The following is a 16,534-nucleotide window of genomic DNA, read 5'->3' as shown; positions in this document are numbered from 1 at the left end:
AACACCTCCGTGTCCTTTTCAGCGAGACCCGACCGTTTCGAGCTTTGCTGCAATTTTCAAACCTGACGCCGTCGTCTTGCCCGGCGCCTGGTCTGCCGAGCCCGTTTGCTGGGGTGCCGACAACTGGGCGAAAGTCTGCTGCTGGCCAAGCCAGGCCAGATAGTCTTGCTGGGTGTCGACCATGACCACACCATGCATCAAAGGATGGCCTTGGCCGCAAAGTTCGGCGCACAAGACCTGAAAGGTTCCGGTCTTGGTCGGGGTGAACCAGAAATAGGTGACCGAGCCCGGGATCATGTCCATCTTGGCGCGGAATTCCGGCACGTAGAAATCGTGCAGCACATCGATCGAGCGGAGCAGCATCTTGACCGGCTTGCCGACCGGCAAATGCAGATCAGCCGCCTCGACCACGACATCGTCCTGACCATTGGGATCGCTGGCGATCACGCCCAGCGGATTGTCGGCGGTGACGTCACGGGTGTCGGATGTGCCAAGCTTGCCGTCCTTGCCCGGCAGGCGGAAACTCCACTGCCACTGCTGGCCGACGACTTCGACGTCGGTTGCGTCGCTCGGGACGTTGACAAACCGGCTCCAGACGAACAGGCCGGGAACCAGCAACGCCGTGACCCCAACCGCCGTGACGATCGTCAGCCACGATTCGAGCCGTTTGTTCTCCGGTTCGTAGGCAGCCCGGTTTCCGTCCCGATGACGGAAGCGGAAGACGCAATAGGCCATGAACAGAACCACCGCGGAGAAGACGACGCCGGTGATCCAGAAGGTGATGATGATGGTGTTGTCGATATAGCTCCAGTTCGAGGCAATCGGCGTCCACCACCATGGGCTCAGGAGGTGAAACAACACCGAGCCCACGACGACCAAAACGAGTACAAGCGCTACGGCCATGTCCCGTCCTCCCGGCATTCGAGGGCGCGCGAAGCTGTCCCGGCGAATGCCAAGGTCATCATGCTTGATTTGCGATCGAAATTCCAGAGCCGACTATCTTGACGGGAAAAATGCGCCCTTTTTGCCGCCGCGACCTTTCGAAAAGGCCGTTTCCTGGCCCTCATGCTGGATTGGCCTTTCCGCCTGATGGTTGCCGGCAGTTGCAACACCGATTCGCCCCGGATCCGCAGCGCTCGCGTGAATGGCGCTCAAATCCTTTGCAGTGCCGGCAGCCAAAAGCTTCCGCGAAACCGTGCGGATCGACTACGCGCCGACAGCAATCTCCTGGATGAAGTCCAGAAGCGCCCGGACCTTCGCCGGCGGGAGGTGGCGCGAGGGATGATAGGCATAGAGCGGATAGAGTTCCTCCGACCATTCCGGCAGGATCTGAACAAGCTCACCTCGCGACAGTAGAGGCGCCAAGCCGATCGCGAGGCTCTGGAAAATGCCTTGACCGGCCAGGCATGCGGCGATCGCGACCGAAGGGTCATCCATCACCAGACGACTGGAGACCTTGACCTCCTTGACCTCCCCGCCGCGCCGGAACTCCCAGGGAAAGGGCAGGCCGGTCTGGGGATCGCGGAAGAGAAGCGCTTCGTGTTGGACGAGATCATCGGGTGATCGCGGCTCGCCGTGCTTTTCGAGATAGGCCGGAGCGGCGACCGTCAGGATGCGGGTCTCCAGCAGCCTGCGCACGATGAGGGATGACTCATCGGGAGGCCCGAAGCGCACCGCCACGTCGACGCCAGTCATCATCTCCTGGCGATAGTTGCTGGTCAGGAAATCGATCGACAGCAGGGGATAGCGAACCAGAAACGCCTGCAGCTTCGATGCAAGCACCATACGCGCGAACCACGGGTCGACCGAGACGCGCAGCCGGCCGCGCACGACCGCCGCCGCGCCCGCGGCCTCGGCGGCCGCCTCATCCAGGCCAGCCAGAAGCGGCATCACCTGCGTGTGGAAGCGGCGGCCTTCCTCGGTAAGGCTGACCTCGCGTGGATTGCGATCGAAAAGCCGAACACCCACCCGCGCTTCCAGGCGCGCGACGGCCCGGCTCACCGCCGACGGCGTCAGGCCGAGCATCTCCGCGGCGCGGGCGAAATTCCCTGCCTCCGTTACCGCTGCCAGGACACCGACACCGGTCAGAAGCCTTGTATCGAAAACCATTCGATCTTCCTTCGCCCTGCACGTCTCCGCAGGAGCCTAACGCGATGAGCAGTGAATCTGAGTCACTTTAACACTGATCCTTATGCGCGTGAATCACGTCATGGCACGATGTACAAGGGTGACGTCCTGGCAACGCCGGGGCGAACGGCCGAGCAGATCGGATTTCCTTCGATCCGGAAAGGAGTTAGCCATGGACCACCTCACACGCAGGACGATGCTTCAGCGCGGCGGAATGCTGGGAGCCATTCTGGCTCTCGACACGGTCAGCCCCGCTTTGGCCGGAACAACGGCGGCCGGTTCGTCCGTGCGGTTCAAGGCGATTGACGCCGCCTTGCGGGAAGGCGTCTCAAAGAACGACGTGGCCGGCGTCATCGCCGTCGCGGCGACACCGAAAGGCATTGTCTACGAGGGTGCCTTCGGCAAGGCGAACGTCGCAACGGGCGCACCGATGACGCTCGACACGGTGTTCTGGATGCTGTCGATGACCAAGGCCTTCACGGCGGCGGCCTGCATGCAGCTGATCGAGCAGGGCCGCCTGCATCTGGATGACGACGCGGCGAAATATCTGCCTGAACTGGCCGCGCCACAGGTTCTCGACGGTTTCGCCGAGGACGGAACGCCGCGACTGCGGCCGGCCAGGCGTGCGATCAAGGTGCGCCATCTGCTGACGCATACCTCCGGCTACACCTACTCGATCTGGAGCGAGGCTCTGACCCGCTACGAGAAGGTGACGGGCACGCCCGACATCGCGACCTGCAAAAATGCTGCCCTCGCGGCTCCGCTCGAATTCGAGCCTGGCGAGCGGTGGGAATACGGCATCAGCATGGACTGGGTCGGCAAGCTGGTCGAGGCGGTGTCGGATCAGTCGCTCGAGATCTACTTTCGCGAGAATATCTTCGCGCCGCTCGGCATGAAGGATTCTGGCTTTCTGATCGGGGCCGGGCAGAAGCGGCGCGTCGCTACCTTCCACAATCGCCGCGCCGACGGCGGGCTGGAGCCGGCGCCCTTCGAGATGCCGCAGCGGCCAGAGTTCTTCATGGGCGGTGGCGGTGCTTTCTCGACGCCGCGAGACTACATGGCGTTCCTGCAGGCGCTGCTGAACGGAGGCGCGCTGCATGGCGTCCGAATCCTGCGTCAGGAGACGGTCGCCATGATGATGCAGAACCAGATCGGCGAGCTGAACGTCCAGCAGATGCGCTCGGCGCAGCCGTCCTATTCCCGCAGCTTCGACCAGTTCCCGGAACAGCCGCATAAATGGGGCCTGTCTTTCGACATCAACACGCAGCCGGGGCCGAACGGGCGCTCCGCCGGCAGCATCGCCTGGGCAGGCCTGCTCAACTGCTACTTCTGGCTCGACCCGGTGAAGCACATCACCGGCGCGCTATTCACCCAGGTCCTGCCCTTTTTCGACGAGCGGATCGTCGCGCTCTACGGCGAGTTCGAGCGCGGTCTCTACCGCGGGCTCGATCTCGCCTGATCCACTACCCCAGACAAACGAGAGATTGGAAAACGACGATGTATGCCATCACCGGAATCACTGGAAAAGTCGGCGGAGCGCTCGGCCGCGCCCTGCTGGAACAGGGCCGGCCTGTCCGCGCCGTGGTCAGGGACGCCAACAAAGGTGAAGAATGGGCGGCACGCGGCTGCGAGGTCGTACTTGCCGGACTTGAGGACGCCGAGGCGCTGACAGCTGCGTTCACTGGCGCCGAGGGGGTCTTCATCCTGCCCCCATCGGAGTTCGACCCCGAGCCCGGCTACCCCGAGGCTCGCAAGGTCATCGACGCCATCGTCGAAGCGCTGAGGGCCGCGCTGCCGGACAGAGTGCTTTGCCTGTCGACGATTGGAGCCGATGCAGCGCAGGACAATCTCTTGTCGCAGCGCACGATGCTGGAAGAGGCGCTCTCGGCGCTGCCGTTGCCGGTGACCTTCCTGAGACCGGGTTGGTTCCTCGAAAACGCAATGTGGGATGTCGCCTCCGCACGCGACACAGGTGTGATCTCGAGCTTCCTGATGCCTGCCGACAAGCCGTTCGCGATGGTCGCGACGAGCGATGTGGGGCGGATTGCGGCGGACCTGATCCAGGAGCATTGGACGGGCAGGCGCGTGGTCGAACTCGAAGGCCCGCGCCGTGTCTCGCCCAACGACCTGGCGATCGCCTTCACCAAGGCGTTGGGGCGGCCGGTGCGGGTCGAAACGGTGCCCCGGGACACTTGGGAGGGCCTGTTCCTCTCCCAAGGCATGAAAAATCCGGGCCCACGCATGCGCATGCTGGACGGCTTCAACGAGGGCTGGATCGACTTCGCCAATCAAGGCGCAAGTGCTGTCAAGGGACGCATTGGCCCTGAGGAAATTATCGCGACGCTTTGTTCAACGTGAAAGTCGAGACCAGGAAACAGCAACGCCGCCAGGCGAGGCCCGGCGGCGTCTTCCTAGACTGCTGTTTTGGGTCGCGATACCTACGGTGTCCCCGCCTTCTGGAGCGCGTCGGCCATTTGGTCGATCTTGCCGGCAAGGACGCCCTCGGCCCAATCCGTGACATCGGCGTCGACCGGCTTGTTGGCCATGTCCGCCAGCGCCGCGTCGAGCGATGCCTGATCGGTGCCGACCGTTGCAGCGTCAGCCGCCGCCTGGGCCTGGGCGGCCGTCGCGTTGTCGGCGGCGACAACGGCCTGCTGTGCAGTGATCTGATCGTTCAGGTCCTGGATTTGTGCAGGCGTGGCGGACGGGTCCGCCTGCAGCGTGGTCATCTGCGCATTCAGGGCATTCAGCTTATCCTGGGCGTCGTCCGCCGCCGCGGCCGCCTCGTCAGCCGCGATCTGGGCGTTCTTGGCTATAGCGGACTGCGTCACGAAGGCCTGAATGCCGGCGAACTTCTTGCTCTTGGAGTTCATGTAGGCGTTGATGTTGCGCTGCAGCGAGTTCAGCCTGCCAAGCTTGGCATGGATGTTCTTGTCCTTGTGCACGGACTTCGTATTGACCGTGGTGTCGGCCGTTGTGTCCGTTACCGTCTTGGCCGCCCGCCCCGGGGCCGACGCAGACTTGCCATGCGAAGCCCCGCTCTTGCCGTTGCCGCCAGCGTGGCCGTGCCCGTTGCCGTTGCCTCCACCATTGCCGCCAGCATTGCCACCGCCGTTGCCGTGCCCGTTTCCGGCGAGCGCCGGAGACGCCAGAAGCGCCAATGCGGCGAGCGCCGCGAACAGAGTTTTTCGGTTTGTCATGATATCTCCTCCTTGAGGAACCTCCGCCCAACCGCTAGAGCAGCGTCATATGAGGATTCACTAATCGTGCGCAATAAACTTTAGACAAATGCGGTTTCAATGCGCGAGCCCGACAACCAACGACCTCCATAACCATTTGATATTCCAATATAAATCAACGCCATGAGACCGTCTCGGCACTGAAGTCCCATACCGGCCGGACCATGGTCCTAGTCTGCCCACCAGCGGCACGGTAACAGTCTTCGCGTGGTTGTTGGAAAGGCGTTGAAACAAGGGAAGTCGGTGGGTGCGATCCAGTGCGGCGCCACCGATATGTCACGCGCGAATGCCTGGCTTCTCCCGGCAAGCACGACTTCGCCAGCGTATAGCCTCATCGCATTAGATCAGCAGCAGGCCCTTCATGCTGGAATAGCCTTTGCGCCCGATGATGATGTGGTCATGCACGGCGATGCCCAGCCGCTTGGCCGCGTCGACGATCTCCTTCGTCATTTCGATGTCGGCGCGCGACGGCGTCGGATCGCCTGACGGATGGTTGTGCACCAGAATGATCGCGGTCGCCGAGAGGTCGAGCGCGCGCTTGATCACCTCGCGCGGGTAGACAGGGGTGTGGTCGACGGTGCCGACCTGTTGCACCTCGTCGGCGATCAGCGCGTTCTTCTTGTCAAGGAACAGGATGCGGAACTGCTCGCGCTCCTCGAAGGCCATTGCCGAGCGGCAATAGTCGAGAAGCTGCGTCCATGAGGAGAGCACCTCGCGGCCATGGACCTCGCCGCGCGCCATGCGCTGCGCGGTCGCCGCGACGACCTTCAGGTCGAGCGCCACCGCGGGGCCGATGCCTTTGACCTCCTGCAGCAATGCAAGCGATGCGCCAAGCACTTCGGCCAGCGTGCCGAAGCGCGCCAGCAGCGCCTTGGCCATCGGTTTGGTGTCGGCGCGGGGGATCAGGCGAAAGAGCACAAGTTCCAGCAATTCGTAGTCGGGCAGGGCGTCCGGGCCGGCCGTGGCAAAGCGCTCGCGCAGGCGGTCGCGATGGCCGAGATAGCCGAGATAGTGCGGCTTGTCGTTGAGCGCCTTTGCTTTCGCCGCCGGCCGGACCGGCACTTCGGAGAAGAAGCCTCGCTCGTCGTCGTCGCTTCCGGTCCCCACGAGCTGCTCCGCATTTTCCTGGGCCGGAAAGAACCGGCAAAACAAGGCTAGGCCGGCAGGCCGGGGCGGTCGAGCTTGTTGGGCGACAGGGTGAAAATCTCGCAGCCGGTGTCGGTGACGCCGATCGTGTGCTCGTACTGCGCCGACAGCGAGCGGTCGCGTGTCACCGCGGTCCAGCCATCCGACAGCACCTTCACATGCGGCCGACCAAGATTGATCATCGGCTCGACGGTGAAGATCATGCCGGGCCGCATCTCGACGCCTTCATTGGCGCTGCCATAGTGCAGGATGTTGGGCGCGTCATGGAAGAGCTGGCCGACGCCGTGGCCGCAGAAGTCGCGCACCACCGAGCAGCGCTCCGCCTCGGCATAGGTCTGGATGGCGGCGCCGATGGCGCCGGTGCGGGCGCCGGGCCTGATCGCCGCAATGCCGCGCATCAGGCATTCATGGGTGACCTCGAGCAGGCGCTCGGCGGCGCGCTTGATGGTGCCGACCGGGTACATGCGCGAAGAATCGCCGTGCCAGCCGTCGAGGATGTAGGTGACGTCGATGTTGACGATGTCGCCATCCTTGAGCGGCTTGTTGTCGGGAATGCCATGGCAGACGACATGGTTGATCGAGGTGCAGGACGATTTCGTGTAGCCGCGATAGTTGAGCGTTGCCGGCAGCGCGCCGTGGTCCATGCCGAATTCGAAGACGAAGCGGTCGATGGCTTCTGTGGTGACGCCGGGCGCGACCATCGGCACCAGTTCGTCGAGGCAGCGCGCGGTGAGATCGCATGCCTTGCGCATGCCGGCAAAGCCTTCCTCGCCATAGAGGCGGATCTGGCCGGTGTTTCTGAGTGGTGCCGTGGCGGCGTCGAGATAGGTGACCATTTTGTCCGTGTAGCCGGGTGGGCCCTGCAAGAGGCCGACGTGAAAATCTCCCCAGATTTGGCACTTGGAGGCAAAAGGTTCAAGGACGAACTGCTTGATGCAGCCGCGCACCTCGGGATATTCGCCCTGTATCAGGTGATGTCTTGCCGGTTTCGCCCAGCCTGCTTTCCTTTCCGGCCATCGTGCGTTAGGTCGGGTGATGTTTTCGAAACCGGGTCCCTTCACGGCGGCCAGGCGCACCAGATTGCTCCAAGCGCCGCTGACGACAGCCTGCTCATACCTGATGGGCATGGTGCTGTTGGCGATGCTGTGCCTCGGCCGCCCGGATGTGCCAGCCTTCGCGGATGCTGCATCGGGCGGCGCCAGCATCGGCCTGGAACGGTTTGGAGAGGCGGCAGCGCTTCTGCGTGTCACCGGCAAGGCGCAAGCGCTGGAGGTTCGAGCCGGGCGGCCGGCCCTGGCCAAGTTCGCCAGCGGCCATCCCGCTTTGCCGGTTCTCGACGCTGTCTTTCCTTGGCTTGAACGGATTTCGCCAAAAACGGCTGTTTCAGGATACGAAGCGCCCTCGGGGCCTCGGGCAAATGCCCATCAGCCGCGCGCGCCGCCGACCATCGCGGCCTGAGCGGTCCAGGACCGCAGCTTCACCCCAGATCTATCCCTGTTCGCGTCGTGACCGTGCGGCGGCTGTCGGCCGTGCACCGGTCGCGCGGCGCGTCGTTTCCGGAACCATTTCAATGCAACAACGCATCAAGACATTCAAAACTCTGTCGCGCGCCGCCTCGGCTGCCGCGTTTCTCTCCGTCCAGGCGCTCATCTGCATCGGAACCGTCCATTGGGCGGTTGCCGAGACGCTCGGCCTGTCGGAAATGGCGGCACTTGTCCTCGGGGGCCTCTTCGCCGTGCCGACCGTGTTTGTGCTGATCGCCGCCACCCGCATGGCTGTCGACGCTGAGACAGATCCGGCGAACCAGTAAGCCTGGCGCCCTTGGCGCGGTCGCGATCACAAAGGGGTCGCGACCGCAGTGACGACACATTTCTGGGCCAAAGGCGATCGAAGCAACTTTTGACGACGAACGGCGTTGGGACGCCCGTTCGGGAGATAGGGACATGGACAGACTGCAATTCGAGGTTCCGGTGCGCATAGCACCCGCGCCCGGCCTGCCAGTCGAGGAGATCTACAGCGTCGAACAGGCGCTCGATATTCTTCAGGGCTGGCCTGTGCGCCGTCAGGGCCCGATCTATCAGAAGGCGTTCAACGCCTGCTTTGGCGCCACGGTGGACGTGGTCAAGACCGAAGACGCCTGCCGGGCGTTCATGGCGTTTTGTCGTGCAAGCGGACTGATGGCCAAGGACATGATGATGCCGCGCAAGCGTGGCGGCGAGGCGAGAACGCTGCAGGCTTGAGGGCCGTCCACCGTTTTCACCTGCCCCGATTGAAATGCCGACGATCGCGTTTGAACGGACACGGCGATGCCGTGGGCGGATCTGGACGCGTCAATGCCAGCGCCGTTAAGCTTCCGTTTCCACATTCGCGGCTACGCCATTGCTTGTTCAGCAATGGTTGATTCGTTGCGTCAGTTCATGGTTCGGAAGATGTCCCCAGAAAACGTCCGCGCATTCCCGATTGATCGTCAAACAGTGTTGGTGAGGGAAGTCGCCGCCAAACTCGACAACCTGCATGGCGATACCGCCACTTCGTTCTGGAGGGCCAAGGCGTCGGAGTTGCTCGATCTCGTGGTCGGATCCGGCAGAGACAAAATAGCGGCTAGCGATGAAGTGCGCAGATTCTTCCTTGCGGTACAGAGGGAGATGTCGGCCAGAGCGGCCGCCGGGTCGACACCAATTCTTTCCGCTTGAAGTCCGGGGCATCCGGCAAGCAGGGGCACGGGTAACTCGCTGCGCAGTTGCCCTGTTAGCAAATGGTAAACTATCTCCGGGCGCGAGCTTTTTGCTCACCGAGCTGTCCTGTGCGCGTTGATTAGCCAACAAACAGCTTGTTTTGGAAGCCAATAGATCACTGCTCAAAAATGAACCGAACTTTTTAGCCCTTCGTTCATACATGCATGTTTTCTAATCTATTTCATGACCCTCAGTTGCTTTACCCGAATTCGGCTTAGAGCGAACGGCTTTTGCCGGGGTACGAACGCAAACGTCGCCACCATCTTCGCCCTGACCTTGCCGATCGTCGTCGGTGCTGCAGGCTTAGGGGTGGAAACCTCCTACTGGTACTACAACAGCCTGAGGCTGCAGGCGACCGCCGATGCCGCTGCCTATGCCGGCGCGCTCGAACAGATCTCAGGTTCCGACAAGCCGACGATCGTCGCGGCCGCAACCCAGTCGGCCGCATCAAATGGGCTGGGCTCCGGTACGATCGTCGTCAATACGCCGCCAGCATCCGGGCCGAACACGGCGAAGAAGGCGGTCGAGGTCATCGTCGGCCAGAACCTCGACCGGATGTTCACCTCGCTCTTCACGCAGGGCCAGGTTCCCGAACAGGCGAGGGCGGTGGCCCTCATCACCAATGCATCGAAGGCATGCGTGCTCGCGCTCGATCCGTCGGCTTCGCAGGCGGCATTGTTTTCCGGCAACACCAGCGTCAAGCTCATCGGCTGCTCGGTCATGTCCAACTCGATCGCGTCTGACGCCATCAAGCTTCAGGGCTCGGCGGGGCTCCAGGCCGATTGCCTGATAACGGCGGGCGGCGTCTCTCTCAGCAATCCCGTCACGACCGTCTGCGCGGCCCCGATCACCCAGGCATTGCCTGCCGCCGATCCATTTTCCGACCTGCCGGCCCCCGCGGCCTCGAACCCTTGCCAGAACGCCAACAAGTCGACGCTGAAACCCGGCACCTATTGCAGCGGGCTCAGCCTCAGCGGCACCGTGACGCTGCAGCCCGGCGTCTATGTCATCCAGAGTGGCGATTTCAAAGTGAATGCGAACGCCAATGTCTCTGGTGACGGCGTCACCATTTACCTCGCTGGCTCCTCGCGCGTGTCGATGAACGGCAACGCCACCGTTTCTTTGAGTGCCCCGACATCAGGCACTTATTCCGGCGTGCTGATGTATGGTGACAGGACGAGCACAGGCGGACAGAGCACTTTCAACGGCACGGCGGCTTCGCTGCTGACGGGCGCGCTTTATTTCCCCAAGCAGCAGGTGAACTATCTCGGCAACTTCTCCGGCCAGAACGGATGCACACAGGTCGTTGCGGACATGATCCAATGGTCCGGCAACTCAACCATCAGCCAGGATTGCACGAGCCTCGGAATGCGCGACATTCCGGCCACGCAGTCTGTGGCACTGGTCGAGTAGCCGCCATGAAACGCCGACCGATGCCGATGCTGCGCGATGATGCGGGGGTTGCCGCCGTCGAGTTCGCGATGGTCCTGCCCTTCCTGTGTGTGGCACTGCTCGGCATCGCCGATGGTTGGTCCTATATGACGAACTCGATGTCGATGCGCGCCGGCGTGAAGACCGCCGCGAACCTGGTCATGGGAGGATCGACCAATGATACGGCGACCCAGGCCGTTGCCATTTCGAGCTGGGAGAAGCGGCCCTCGGATGGCCAGGTCACGCTAAGCCGGATTTACATGTGCGGGACGACCGTGGTCGACGCTTCGGCCTTGTGCAGTGGGCCGAAGGTGCCATCGGTCTATGTTCAGATCCAGGCATCGGCCACCTGGGTGCCGCCCTTCACCTTCGGCGTTTTTTCCGGCTCCAGCGTCATCGGCCACTCGGAGGTTATCCGTGTCCGCTAGGGCAGGCGCATTCAGACGGGATCGATCGGGTGGCGCCGGGTTGGAATTCGCGCTGATCGCGCCTTTTCTCATCATGCTCCTGTTCGGCATCTTCGCCTTCGGCTGGGCTATGAACTCGGTGTCCAGCGTTCGCTATACGCTGGAGACATCATCACGCTCGCTGCAGCTTCAGAACACGCTGACCCAGGCCGACATCCAATCCATCGCCACACAGAAATTGCAGGCCCTGGGTTTGAAGGATGTGAACGTCACGATCGCCATCGATCCGGCGAGCGGTGGCTTCCGCATGGCGCATCTGACCGCAACCTATGCCTTCGCCATCAACTTCCCCTACTTCAGCGATTTTCCGATCAACTACGCGACCACGGTTACAGTGCCGCTGGTCGGCAGTTAGGCGAGTGGTCTGCCTGGCTATGGGCTTTTGGCGTGACGCAAGACGGGTACGATTCTCAGGGCTATTGCGTCAAGGCGCACGCGATTGATTGGTGTCACAGCGGCGAGCAGCACGATACCGACTTCAACGAGCAGCAGACGACAAACATACGCCTTGCGCAGCAGATCGTTCAAACGCTGCGGGTGATCTGATCAAAATTCCCGATGAGAATAGTGAAGCCCGCTGCCTCTGGTGGCGGGCCTTCCGCATGGTAAGTCTCGCAACAGCCATGGCAGATACCATCATGTCCTCACCAAAGGAGGGAGCTATGGTTTCGGCTATTGCAAGTCAGCATCGGCAGGTACCTGACACTCAACTGAAAGCGACAAAGCCAGAAACAGTCGAAGGATTCGCGCCAGGCAAGAGCGCCGACAGCGTAGGACATCGCGCCAAGGCAATGGTTGCCGAAACAGGCGACACAGATCCTAACGCGCAGGGTGGCGCTGCATCGAGAATCGCCAGAATGGACATCACCGTGTTGACACCGCCGCCCGAAGAAACGCTTGCGGAGTAAAACTAGGCTGGGGGCGGCCCACCATCATGCCGGTTGCCTGCCTCACTGTGGCGGGCTTTCTGACTGGGGCCGGATCATTCCCCAAACCTACAAGTCGCCGCCGGTAAGCTCAAACACGATTGGTTCGCCCCGGAAATCAGAGTAGCGGATCCAGCGGGGCAGAATTGTGAATAGTTTGTGCCCCCTGCTTCAGAAACTCTGCTTCAAGCGGACAGTTCGCTATGTGAACATCCCTTAACCGCTGTTCTTCGTCAGCCTTGGCAGGCCGGGCCCGGCCCTCAATTTGAACGGTGACGTTTTCGTCCCAACCGATCACCATGGCGATCCGGCTGTCTCGTTCGATATTTGCCAGCTTCCGACTTCCAGGAAAACTGTCGAACACGATGTTGAGATCCTCGCCCAACGTCACCTGTATGACGGCTGCCTCTGGAGACCCGTCCGGATTTACAGTGCTGATAGCCCCGAGTTTATGCCTAGCCAGAAAATCGCGAACAAGTTGCCATCGATCGTCCCTGTCCATTTTGACACGTCCTCCGCGCGAATGGCCGCGACCCTATCATCGGCACCCAAGCCATAATAGCTGCGCGCCCGCTGCCTCACGGTGGCCGGCTTTGGCTTTACAGTTTGAGAGCGACCCTGGCCTGCTCTTCACGTCACGTCCATGTCGCCCGGACCTACCGGTAGTCGCAGGAACGTCGGCGGAATCAACCAGGTGCCGTCCACGCAAATTCGCGGAGGTTTATTCGGCGGATATTCGACGGACGAGGGGGGAGCCACTAAGTGCTTGAAAAGTCTGGTACGCCCAAGGGGAATCGAACCCCTGTTACCGCCGTGAAAGGGCGGTGTCCTAACCGCTAGACGATGGGCGCGCTCAGACGAAGCGGCTTATACTGGCGTTGTGCCCAACCGGCAACCCGTCAGGTGCCGCCTTGGACAACTTTTTTCCAGCCTGCCAAAACAGGGATGTTGTCGCGTCCGGCAAGGCGCCGGTGTGCTGCCAATCATGCCGAGTGGCGGCCCTGCCAAAGTGGGCAAGGGTAAGGGAGGGAAGACTTTGGTCTGGGCAGGGCGCATGCCTTGGCGATCGGCGGAGACGCGCCTATCGCTTCGTTATCCACGGGCGGAGCAAGGAGCGAAGCGACGCGGCGCCGCTGCACGGCGCGACTAGCCGTCGTCGCCACCGCTGCGCCTGCGGCAGCGCCAGTTCCAGTCGCGCTCGGGGCCGACGTCGACGTGGACGGATTCGGTGTGGCAGTAGGTGCCGACGCCGCCGCGGCCGGGCATGGTTCTGATGTAGTTCGCCAGCTCCCATTTCGAAACGCCGGGGACCTGGATGTCGGCGGCGGCGCAGTACATGTGCAGCGAATTCTTGGCGCCGTTGGCACGGCGGTTGCGGGCCGGATCGCGATAGCCTGATGTCACCATCATCTTGCGGCCATAGTGGCCTTCGATCGTCTTCAGCACGCGGACCAGCGACGGCTTCAGGCAAGCCACATCGACGCTCTCGTTCTGCTTGAGCAAGCCGTTGGGTGCCAACCGCGCCATGCCGGCGGCGGACGCGACCTGATAGGAGCCGCCGATCGGACCCTCGTCCTCGTTGAGATCGACGTCGCTCTCGTCATCGAGGCCGGATTTGCGCTTGATTTCGAACAGGGCTGTCTGACGCACGCCGGGCAGCGCATCGCTACCCGTGATGTGGCCGCTCTCGCCGCCGGTCGAGGCCAGTTGCAGCGGCTTTGCCGTGGAATCGGCCGAGGCCAGCGTGATGATCGGTTTTGCCGCTGCCGGTGCCGGCTTGGCCTGCGCCGCGGGCAGGTCGCCCGACCTCGTGTTGATGAGCGGGGAAGGCGCGGCCGAGGCGGGCGTGGCGCCAAACATCGAGGCCAGGAAGCCTTTTTTCTTCGGCGCGTCGGCCTGCGGCATCTCGCCTGCCGTCACGTAGACCGCATTGTCCAACACTGGCGCGGCAGCTGGCTTCGGCGCGTTCACGCCGGCATCGGCGGCGGCAATCTGCTGGGCAACCGCGTCGTTCTGCTGCGCCGTCTGCGCCGGCTGCTGCAGGGACTGCGGGGTTTGTCCCGCGATCGTTTCGGTGCCAGCCGGCGCGGTCAGCGGAAAGGCGGCCTGCGGCTTGGCCACCGGCACATAGGCGACTTTTTCAGGGAGGGCCGTATCGCTTGCCGTCATCACGGTCGTCTGCTCGGTCGTGGTCTGCGTCGAATCGACGACGGTGGTCGACTTGCCATTCGAGGCAGCGCTTATGTCCGATGCAGTGGCATTATAGCCGGGCATTCCAACCGACATCGTCGGGTCGCCAGCCGAGGTGCAGGAGGCCAGAAGCAGGGAGCAGAGCGCTGCCACGACGGCGCGGCGTTCTCCCTTTGCGAGGCTCCATCCTGCTGATTTCAAAGTCAAATTCCCCCTCGATGTCCGGTCGGTATATCCTTGGCGCGGCCCTGATATCGGTGCCAAGTGACCGTTGTCTCCGATCCGGAAACGAGACCTGTGTCAAATCCGCAAGCCTGGAAGTATTTTTGCAGCTATCGCCGAATTACGGCCGCGCGGTGGTTGACGACACCATTTCGCCCGCTTTTGCCGGTCCGTCAACTCACCAGACATTACAGTCCGTTACACACGCACCTTCACATAGGTGCCGGGGGCATCGCCCAAGGTTTTCATATGCTTGCCGGGTTTGCGGGCTGGAACGCGGGTGTTGTCCTTGGCCTCTATCCAGCTTTGCCAGTGCGGCCACCACGATCCGGGATGGTCGGTGGCCTTGGCTATCCACTCACCGAAATCGCCCGTCGGCGTCCCTCCGGTCCAGTACTGGTATTTGTTGGATGCCGGCGGATTGACGACCCCGGCGATATGGCCCGATCCCGCCATGACGTATTCGACCTTGCCGCCGAAATATTTCGAGCCGAGGAACACCGAAAGCGCCGGCGCGATGTGATCTTCCTTGGAGGCGAGGTTGTAGATCGGGATGGTGATATCGCCGAGCGAGACCGTGTGGCCCGCCAGTTCCATCATGCCTTGCGAGAGGTTGTTCTCCAGGTAGCAGTTGCGCAGGTAGAACGAATGATTGGCCGCGCCCATGCGGGTGGAATCGGCATTCCAGTAAAGCAGGTCGAAGGGCAGGGGATCCTTGCCGCGCATGTAGTTGTTGACGACATAGGGCCAGATCAGGTCGCCCGAACGCAGCATGTTGAAAGCGGTCGCCATCTTGGTGCCGTCGAGGTAGCCCTTTTCGCTCATCGACTTTTCCACGGCCGCGACCTGCTCTTCGTCGACGAACACTTTCAGGTCGCCGGCATAGGTGAAGTCGACCTGCGTGGTGAAGAACGTGGCCGACTTGATGCGGTCGTCGCCTTCCCGCGCCATCAGCGCCAGTGCCGCCGCCAAAAGCGTGCCGCCGACGCAATAGCCGATCGCGTTGACGTCCCGCTCGCCGGTGGCCTTCTCGACCATGTCGAGGCCGTATTGCAGGCCCTCGCGGATATAGGCTTCCCAGCCCTTGGCGCCGTGGCGCTCGTCCGGATTGATCCAGGAGATGACGAACACGGTGTGGCCTTGTTCGATCGCCCAGCGGATGAAGGATTTCTGCGGGTTGAGATCAAGGATGTAGAACTTGTTGATCCATGGCGGGCAGATCAGCAGTGGCCGCTTGAGCACCGTCTCGGTCGCCGGATCGTACTGGATGATCTCGGCGACATCGCTGCGGCCAACCACTTTGCCGGGGGTGGTGGCGATGTTCCTGCCGATCTCGAAGGGCGAGTAGTCGGCCTGGCGCAGCTTCAGGTCGCCCTTGCCGGCGGCGATGTCCTCGGCCAGCATCTTCATGCCGCGCACCAGATTCTCACCGTTCGAGGCGACGGTTTCGCGAAACAGTTCCGGGTTGGTCAGGATGAAATTCGATGGCGAGATGGCATTGGCCACTTGCTTGACGTAGAAGCCGGCCTTGTGACGGGTGTGCTCGTCCAGACCGTCGGCGTGCTCGACCAGATCGGCCGCCCAGCGCGAGGTGACGAGATAGGCCTGCTTGAGGAAATCGAAGAAGGCGTTGCGGCCCCACTCGGGATCGAGGAAGCGCTTGTCGCCACGTTCTGGCTTCACGGCATCTTCGGTGGCTTCCGCGGCATTGCTGGTGCGCTGAATGGCGTTGGCCCAGACGGTCATGTAGCCGGAGAACAGCCGCGTCTGCGCCTCCAGCGCGCGCTGCGGATCGGACAGCCAGTATTCGCTGAGCTTGGAGAAGGTCTTCACCATGTCGACGACAGGCTCGGCGACGTGATCGCGCACATCGCCTTTTTCGCGCGGCTCAGCCCATGCGGAGGCCGCTTTGCCGGCTTGCTCGATCATGCGCGCCATGTTCAGGGCGAAGCGTTCCGGGTCCTTCACCAGATATTGCTCGACGGTCGAAGGCTCGTCATCTTCCGCTTTGCCCGAATCGGGTGTCTTGGACATGGTTCGCGGGGTTCCTC

19 protein-coding genes and 1 tRNA gene are annotated in these 16,534 nt (G+C 62.4%); 11 read left to right on the top strand and 9 right to left on the bottom strand.

The features are described 5' to 3' along the window. Positions 1–18: 18 nt before the first annotated feature. Positions 19–903 (bottom strand): cytochrome c oxidase subunit II, encoded by an 885-nt coding sequence (locus AC1DYW_RS20215; RefSeq protein WP_477227391.1) that lies wholly within the window; start codon positions 901–903, stop codon positions 19–21. A gap of 303 nt (positions 904–1,206) precedes the next feature. Further along, positions 1,207–2,109, bottom strand: coding sequence for a LysR family transcriptional regulator (locus AC1DYW_RS20210; RefSeq protein WP_477227390.1), 903 nt, complete (start codon positions 2,107–2,109; stop codon positions 1,207–1,209). Between the two features lie 190 nt (positions 2,110–2,299). Between AC1DYW_RS20210 and AC1DYW_RS20205 the strand changes: the two genes are divergently transcribed. Then, positions 2,300–3,586: a serine hydrolase domain-containing protein gene (locus AC1DYW_RS20205; protein ID WP_477227389.1), complete on the top strand. Its 1,287-nt coding sequence runs from the start codon at positions 2,300–2,302 to the stop codon at positions 3,584–3,586. 38 nt (positions 3,587–3,624) lie between these two features. After that, positions 3,625–4,485: an NmrA family NAD(P)-binding protein gene (locus tag AC1DYW_RS20200; protein ID WP_477227388.1), complete on the top strand. Its 861-nt coding sequence runs from the start codon at positions 3,625–3,627 to the stop codon at positions 4,483–4,485. A gap of 80 nt (positions 4,486–4,565) precedes the next feature. On the opposite strand, the gene AC1DYW_RS20195 is transcribed toward AC1DYW_RS20200, so the two are convergent. The 3 genes from AC1DYW_RS20195 to map all read right to left on the bottom strand — a co-directional run bounded on the left by AC1DYW_RS20195 (position 4,566) and on the right by map (position 7,348). After that, on the bottom strand, positions 4,566–5,327 hold the full coding sequence (locus tag AC1DYW_RS20195) for a hypothetical protein (RefSeq protein WP_477227387.1): 762 nt from the start codon (positions 5,325–5,327) through the stop codon (positions 4,566–4,568). Between the two features lie 378 nt (positions 5,328–5,705). Beyond that, positions 5,706–6,473 carry a RadC family protein gene (radC, locus tag AC1DYW_RS20190; protein WP_477227386.1) on the bottom strand — a complete coding sequence of 256 codons (768 nt, stop codon included), beginning with the start codon at positions 6,471–6,473 and terminating at the stop codon, positions 5,706–5,708. Between the two features lie 47 nt (positions 6,474–6,520). Next, on the bottom strand, positions 6,521–7,348 hold the full coding sequence (map, locus tag AC1DYW_RS20185; protein WP_477227547.1) for a type I methionyl aminopeptidase: 828 nt from the start codon (positions 7,346–7,348) through the stop codon (positions 6,521–6,523). Between the two features lie 244 nt (positions 7,349–7,592). Here map and AC1DYW_RS20180 point away from each other — a divergent pair, with 244 nt between their 5' ends. From AC1DYW_RS20180 to AC1DYW_RS20140, 9 genes are all read left to right on the top strand, one after another. Further along, complete coding sequence (locus AC1DYW_RS20180; RefSeq protein WP_477227385.1) at positions 7,593–7,970, top strand: hypothetical protein; 378 nt, start codon at positions 7,593–7,595, stop codon at positions 7,968–7,970. Between the two features lie 112 nt (positions 7,971–8,082). Next, positions 8,083–8,322: a hypothetical protein gene (locus AC1DYW_RS20175; RefSeq protein ID WP_477227384.1), complete on the top strand. Its 240-nt coding sequence runs from the start codon at positions 8,083–8,085 to the stop codon at positions 8,320–8,322. A gap of 133 nt (positions 8,323–8,455) precedes the next feature. Then, entirely contained in the window at positions 8,456–8,752 is a 297-nt protein-coding gene (locus tag AC1DYW_RS20170) for a DUF982 domain-containing protein (RefSeq protein ID WP_457155586.1), read from the top strand. A 66-nt stretch (positions 8,753–8,818) separates the two neighbouring features. Next, positions 8,819–9,205 carry a DUF6074 family protein gene (locus AC1DYW_RS20165; protein WP_477227383.1) on the top strand — a complete coding sequence of 129 codons (387 nt, stop codon included), beginning with the start codon at positions 8,819–8,821 and terminating at the stop codon, positions 9,203–9,205. A gap of 225 nt (positions 9,206–9,430) precedes the next feature. Next, positions 9,431–10,660, top strand: a complete 1,230-nt coding sequence (locus tag AC1DYW_RS20160) for a pilus assembly protein TadG-related protein (protein ID WP_477227382.1) — start codon at positions 9,431–9,433, stop codon at positions 10,658–10,660. Positions 10,661–10,665: 5 nt separating this feature from the next. Next, positions 10,666–11,106 (top strand): TadE/TadG family type IV pilus assembly protein, encoded by a 441-nt coding sequence (locus AC1DYW_RS20155; RefSeq protein ID WP_477227381.1) that lies wholly within the window; start codon positions 10,666–10,668, stop codon positions 11,104–11,106. Further along, positions 11,096–11,500: a TadE/TadG family type IV pilus assembly protein gene (locus tag AC1DYW_RS20150; RefSeq protein WP_095087747.1), complete on the top strand. Its 405-nt coding sequence runs from the start codon at positions 11,096–11,098 to the stop codon at positions 11,498–11,500. The genes AC1DYW_RS20155 and AC1DYW_RS20150 overlap by 11 nt, the downstream gene beginning before the upstream one ends. A gap of 32 nt (positions 11,501–11,532) precedes the next feature. Then, positions 11,533–11,691, top strand: coding sequence for a hypothetical protein (locus AC1DYW_RS20145; RefSeq protein WP_477227380.1), 159 nt, complete (start codon positions 11,533–11,535; stop codon positions 11,689–11,691). Positions 11,692–11,768: 77 nt separating this feature from the next. Beyond that, the gene (locus AC1DYW_RS20140; RefSeq protein ID WP_477227379.1) at positions 11,769–12,053 is read left to right on the top strand and encodes a hypothetical protein; all 285 of its coding nucleotides are present in this window, start codon (positions 11,769–11,771) and stop codon (positions 12,051–12,053) included. Positions 12,054–12,189: 136 nt separating this feature from the next. Here the strand turns inward: AC1DYW_RS20140 and AC1DYW_RS20135 are convergent, their stop codons facing one another. The 4 genes from AC1DYW_RS20135 to phaC all read right to left on the bottom strand — a co-directional run bounded on the left by AC1DYW_RS20135 (position 12,190) and on the right by phaC (position 16,517). Next, complete coding sequence (locus AC1DYW_RS20135) at positions 12,190–12,573, bottom strand: pyridoxamine 5'-phosphate oxidase family protein (protein ID WP_477227378.1); 384 nt, start codon at positions 12,571–12,573, stop codon at positions 12,190–12,192. Positions 12,574–12,847: 274 nt separating this feature from the next. Next, a tRNA-Glu gene (locus AC1DYW_RS20130) sits at positions 12,848–12,922 on the bottom strand. A 295-nt stretch (positions 12,923–13,217) separates the two neighbouring features. Then, on the bottom strand, positions 13,218–14,468 hold the full coding sequence (locus AC1DYW_RS20125; protein WP_477227377.1) for a YcbK family protein: 1,251 nt from the start codon (positions 14,466–14,468) through the stop codon (positions 13,218–13,220). 213 nt (positions 14,469–14,681) lie between these two features. Next, positions 14,682–16,517: a class I poly(R)-hydroxyalkanoic acid synthase gene (gene phaC / locus AC1DYW_RS20120; RefSeq protein ID WP_095087830.1), complete on the bottom strand. Its 1,836-nt coding sequence runs from the start codon at positions 16,515–16,517 to the stop codon at positions 14,682–14,684. Positions 16,518–16,534: the final 17 nt, after the last annotated feature.

The organism is Mesorhizobium sp. P2_D5, assembly GCF_056404355.1.
The sequence above is the reverse complement of the archived record's forward strand: the minus strand, read 5'-3'. Positions and strand labels throughout refer to the sequence as shown.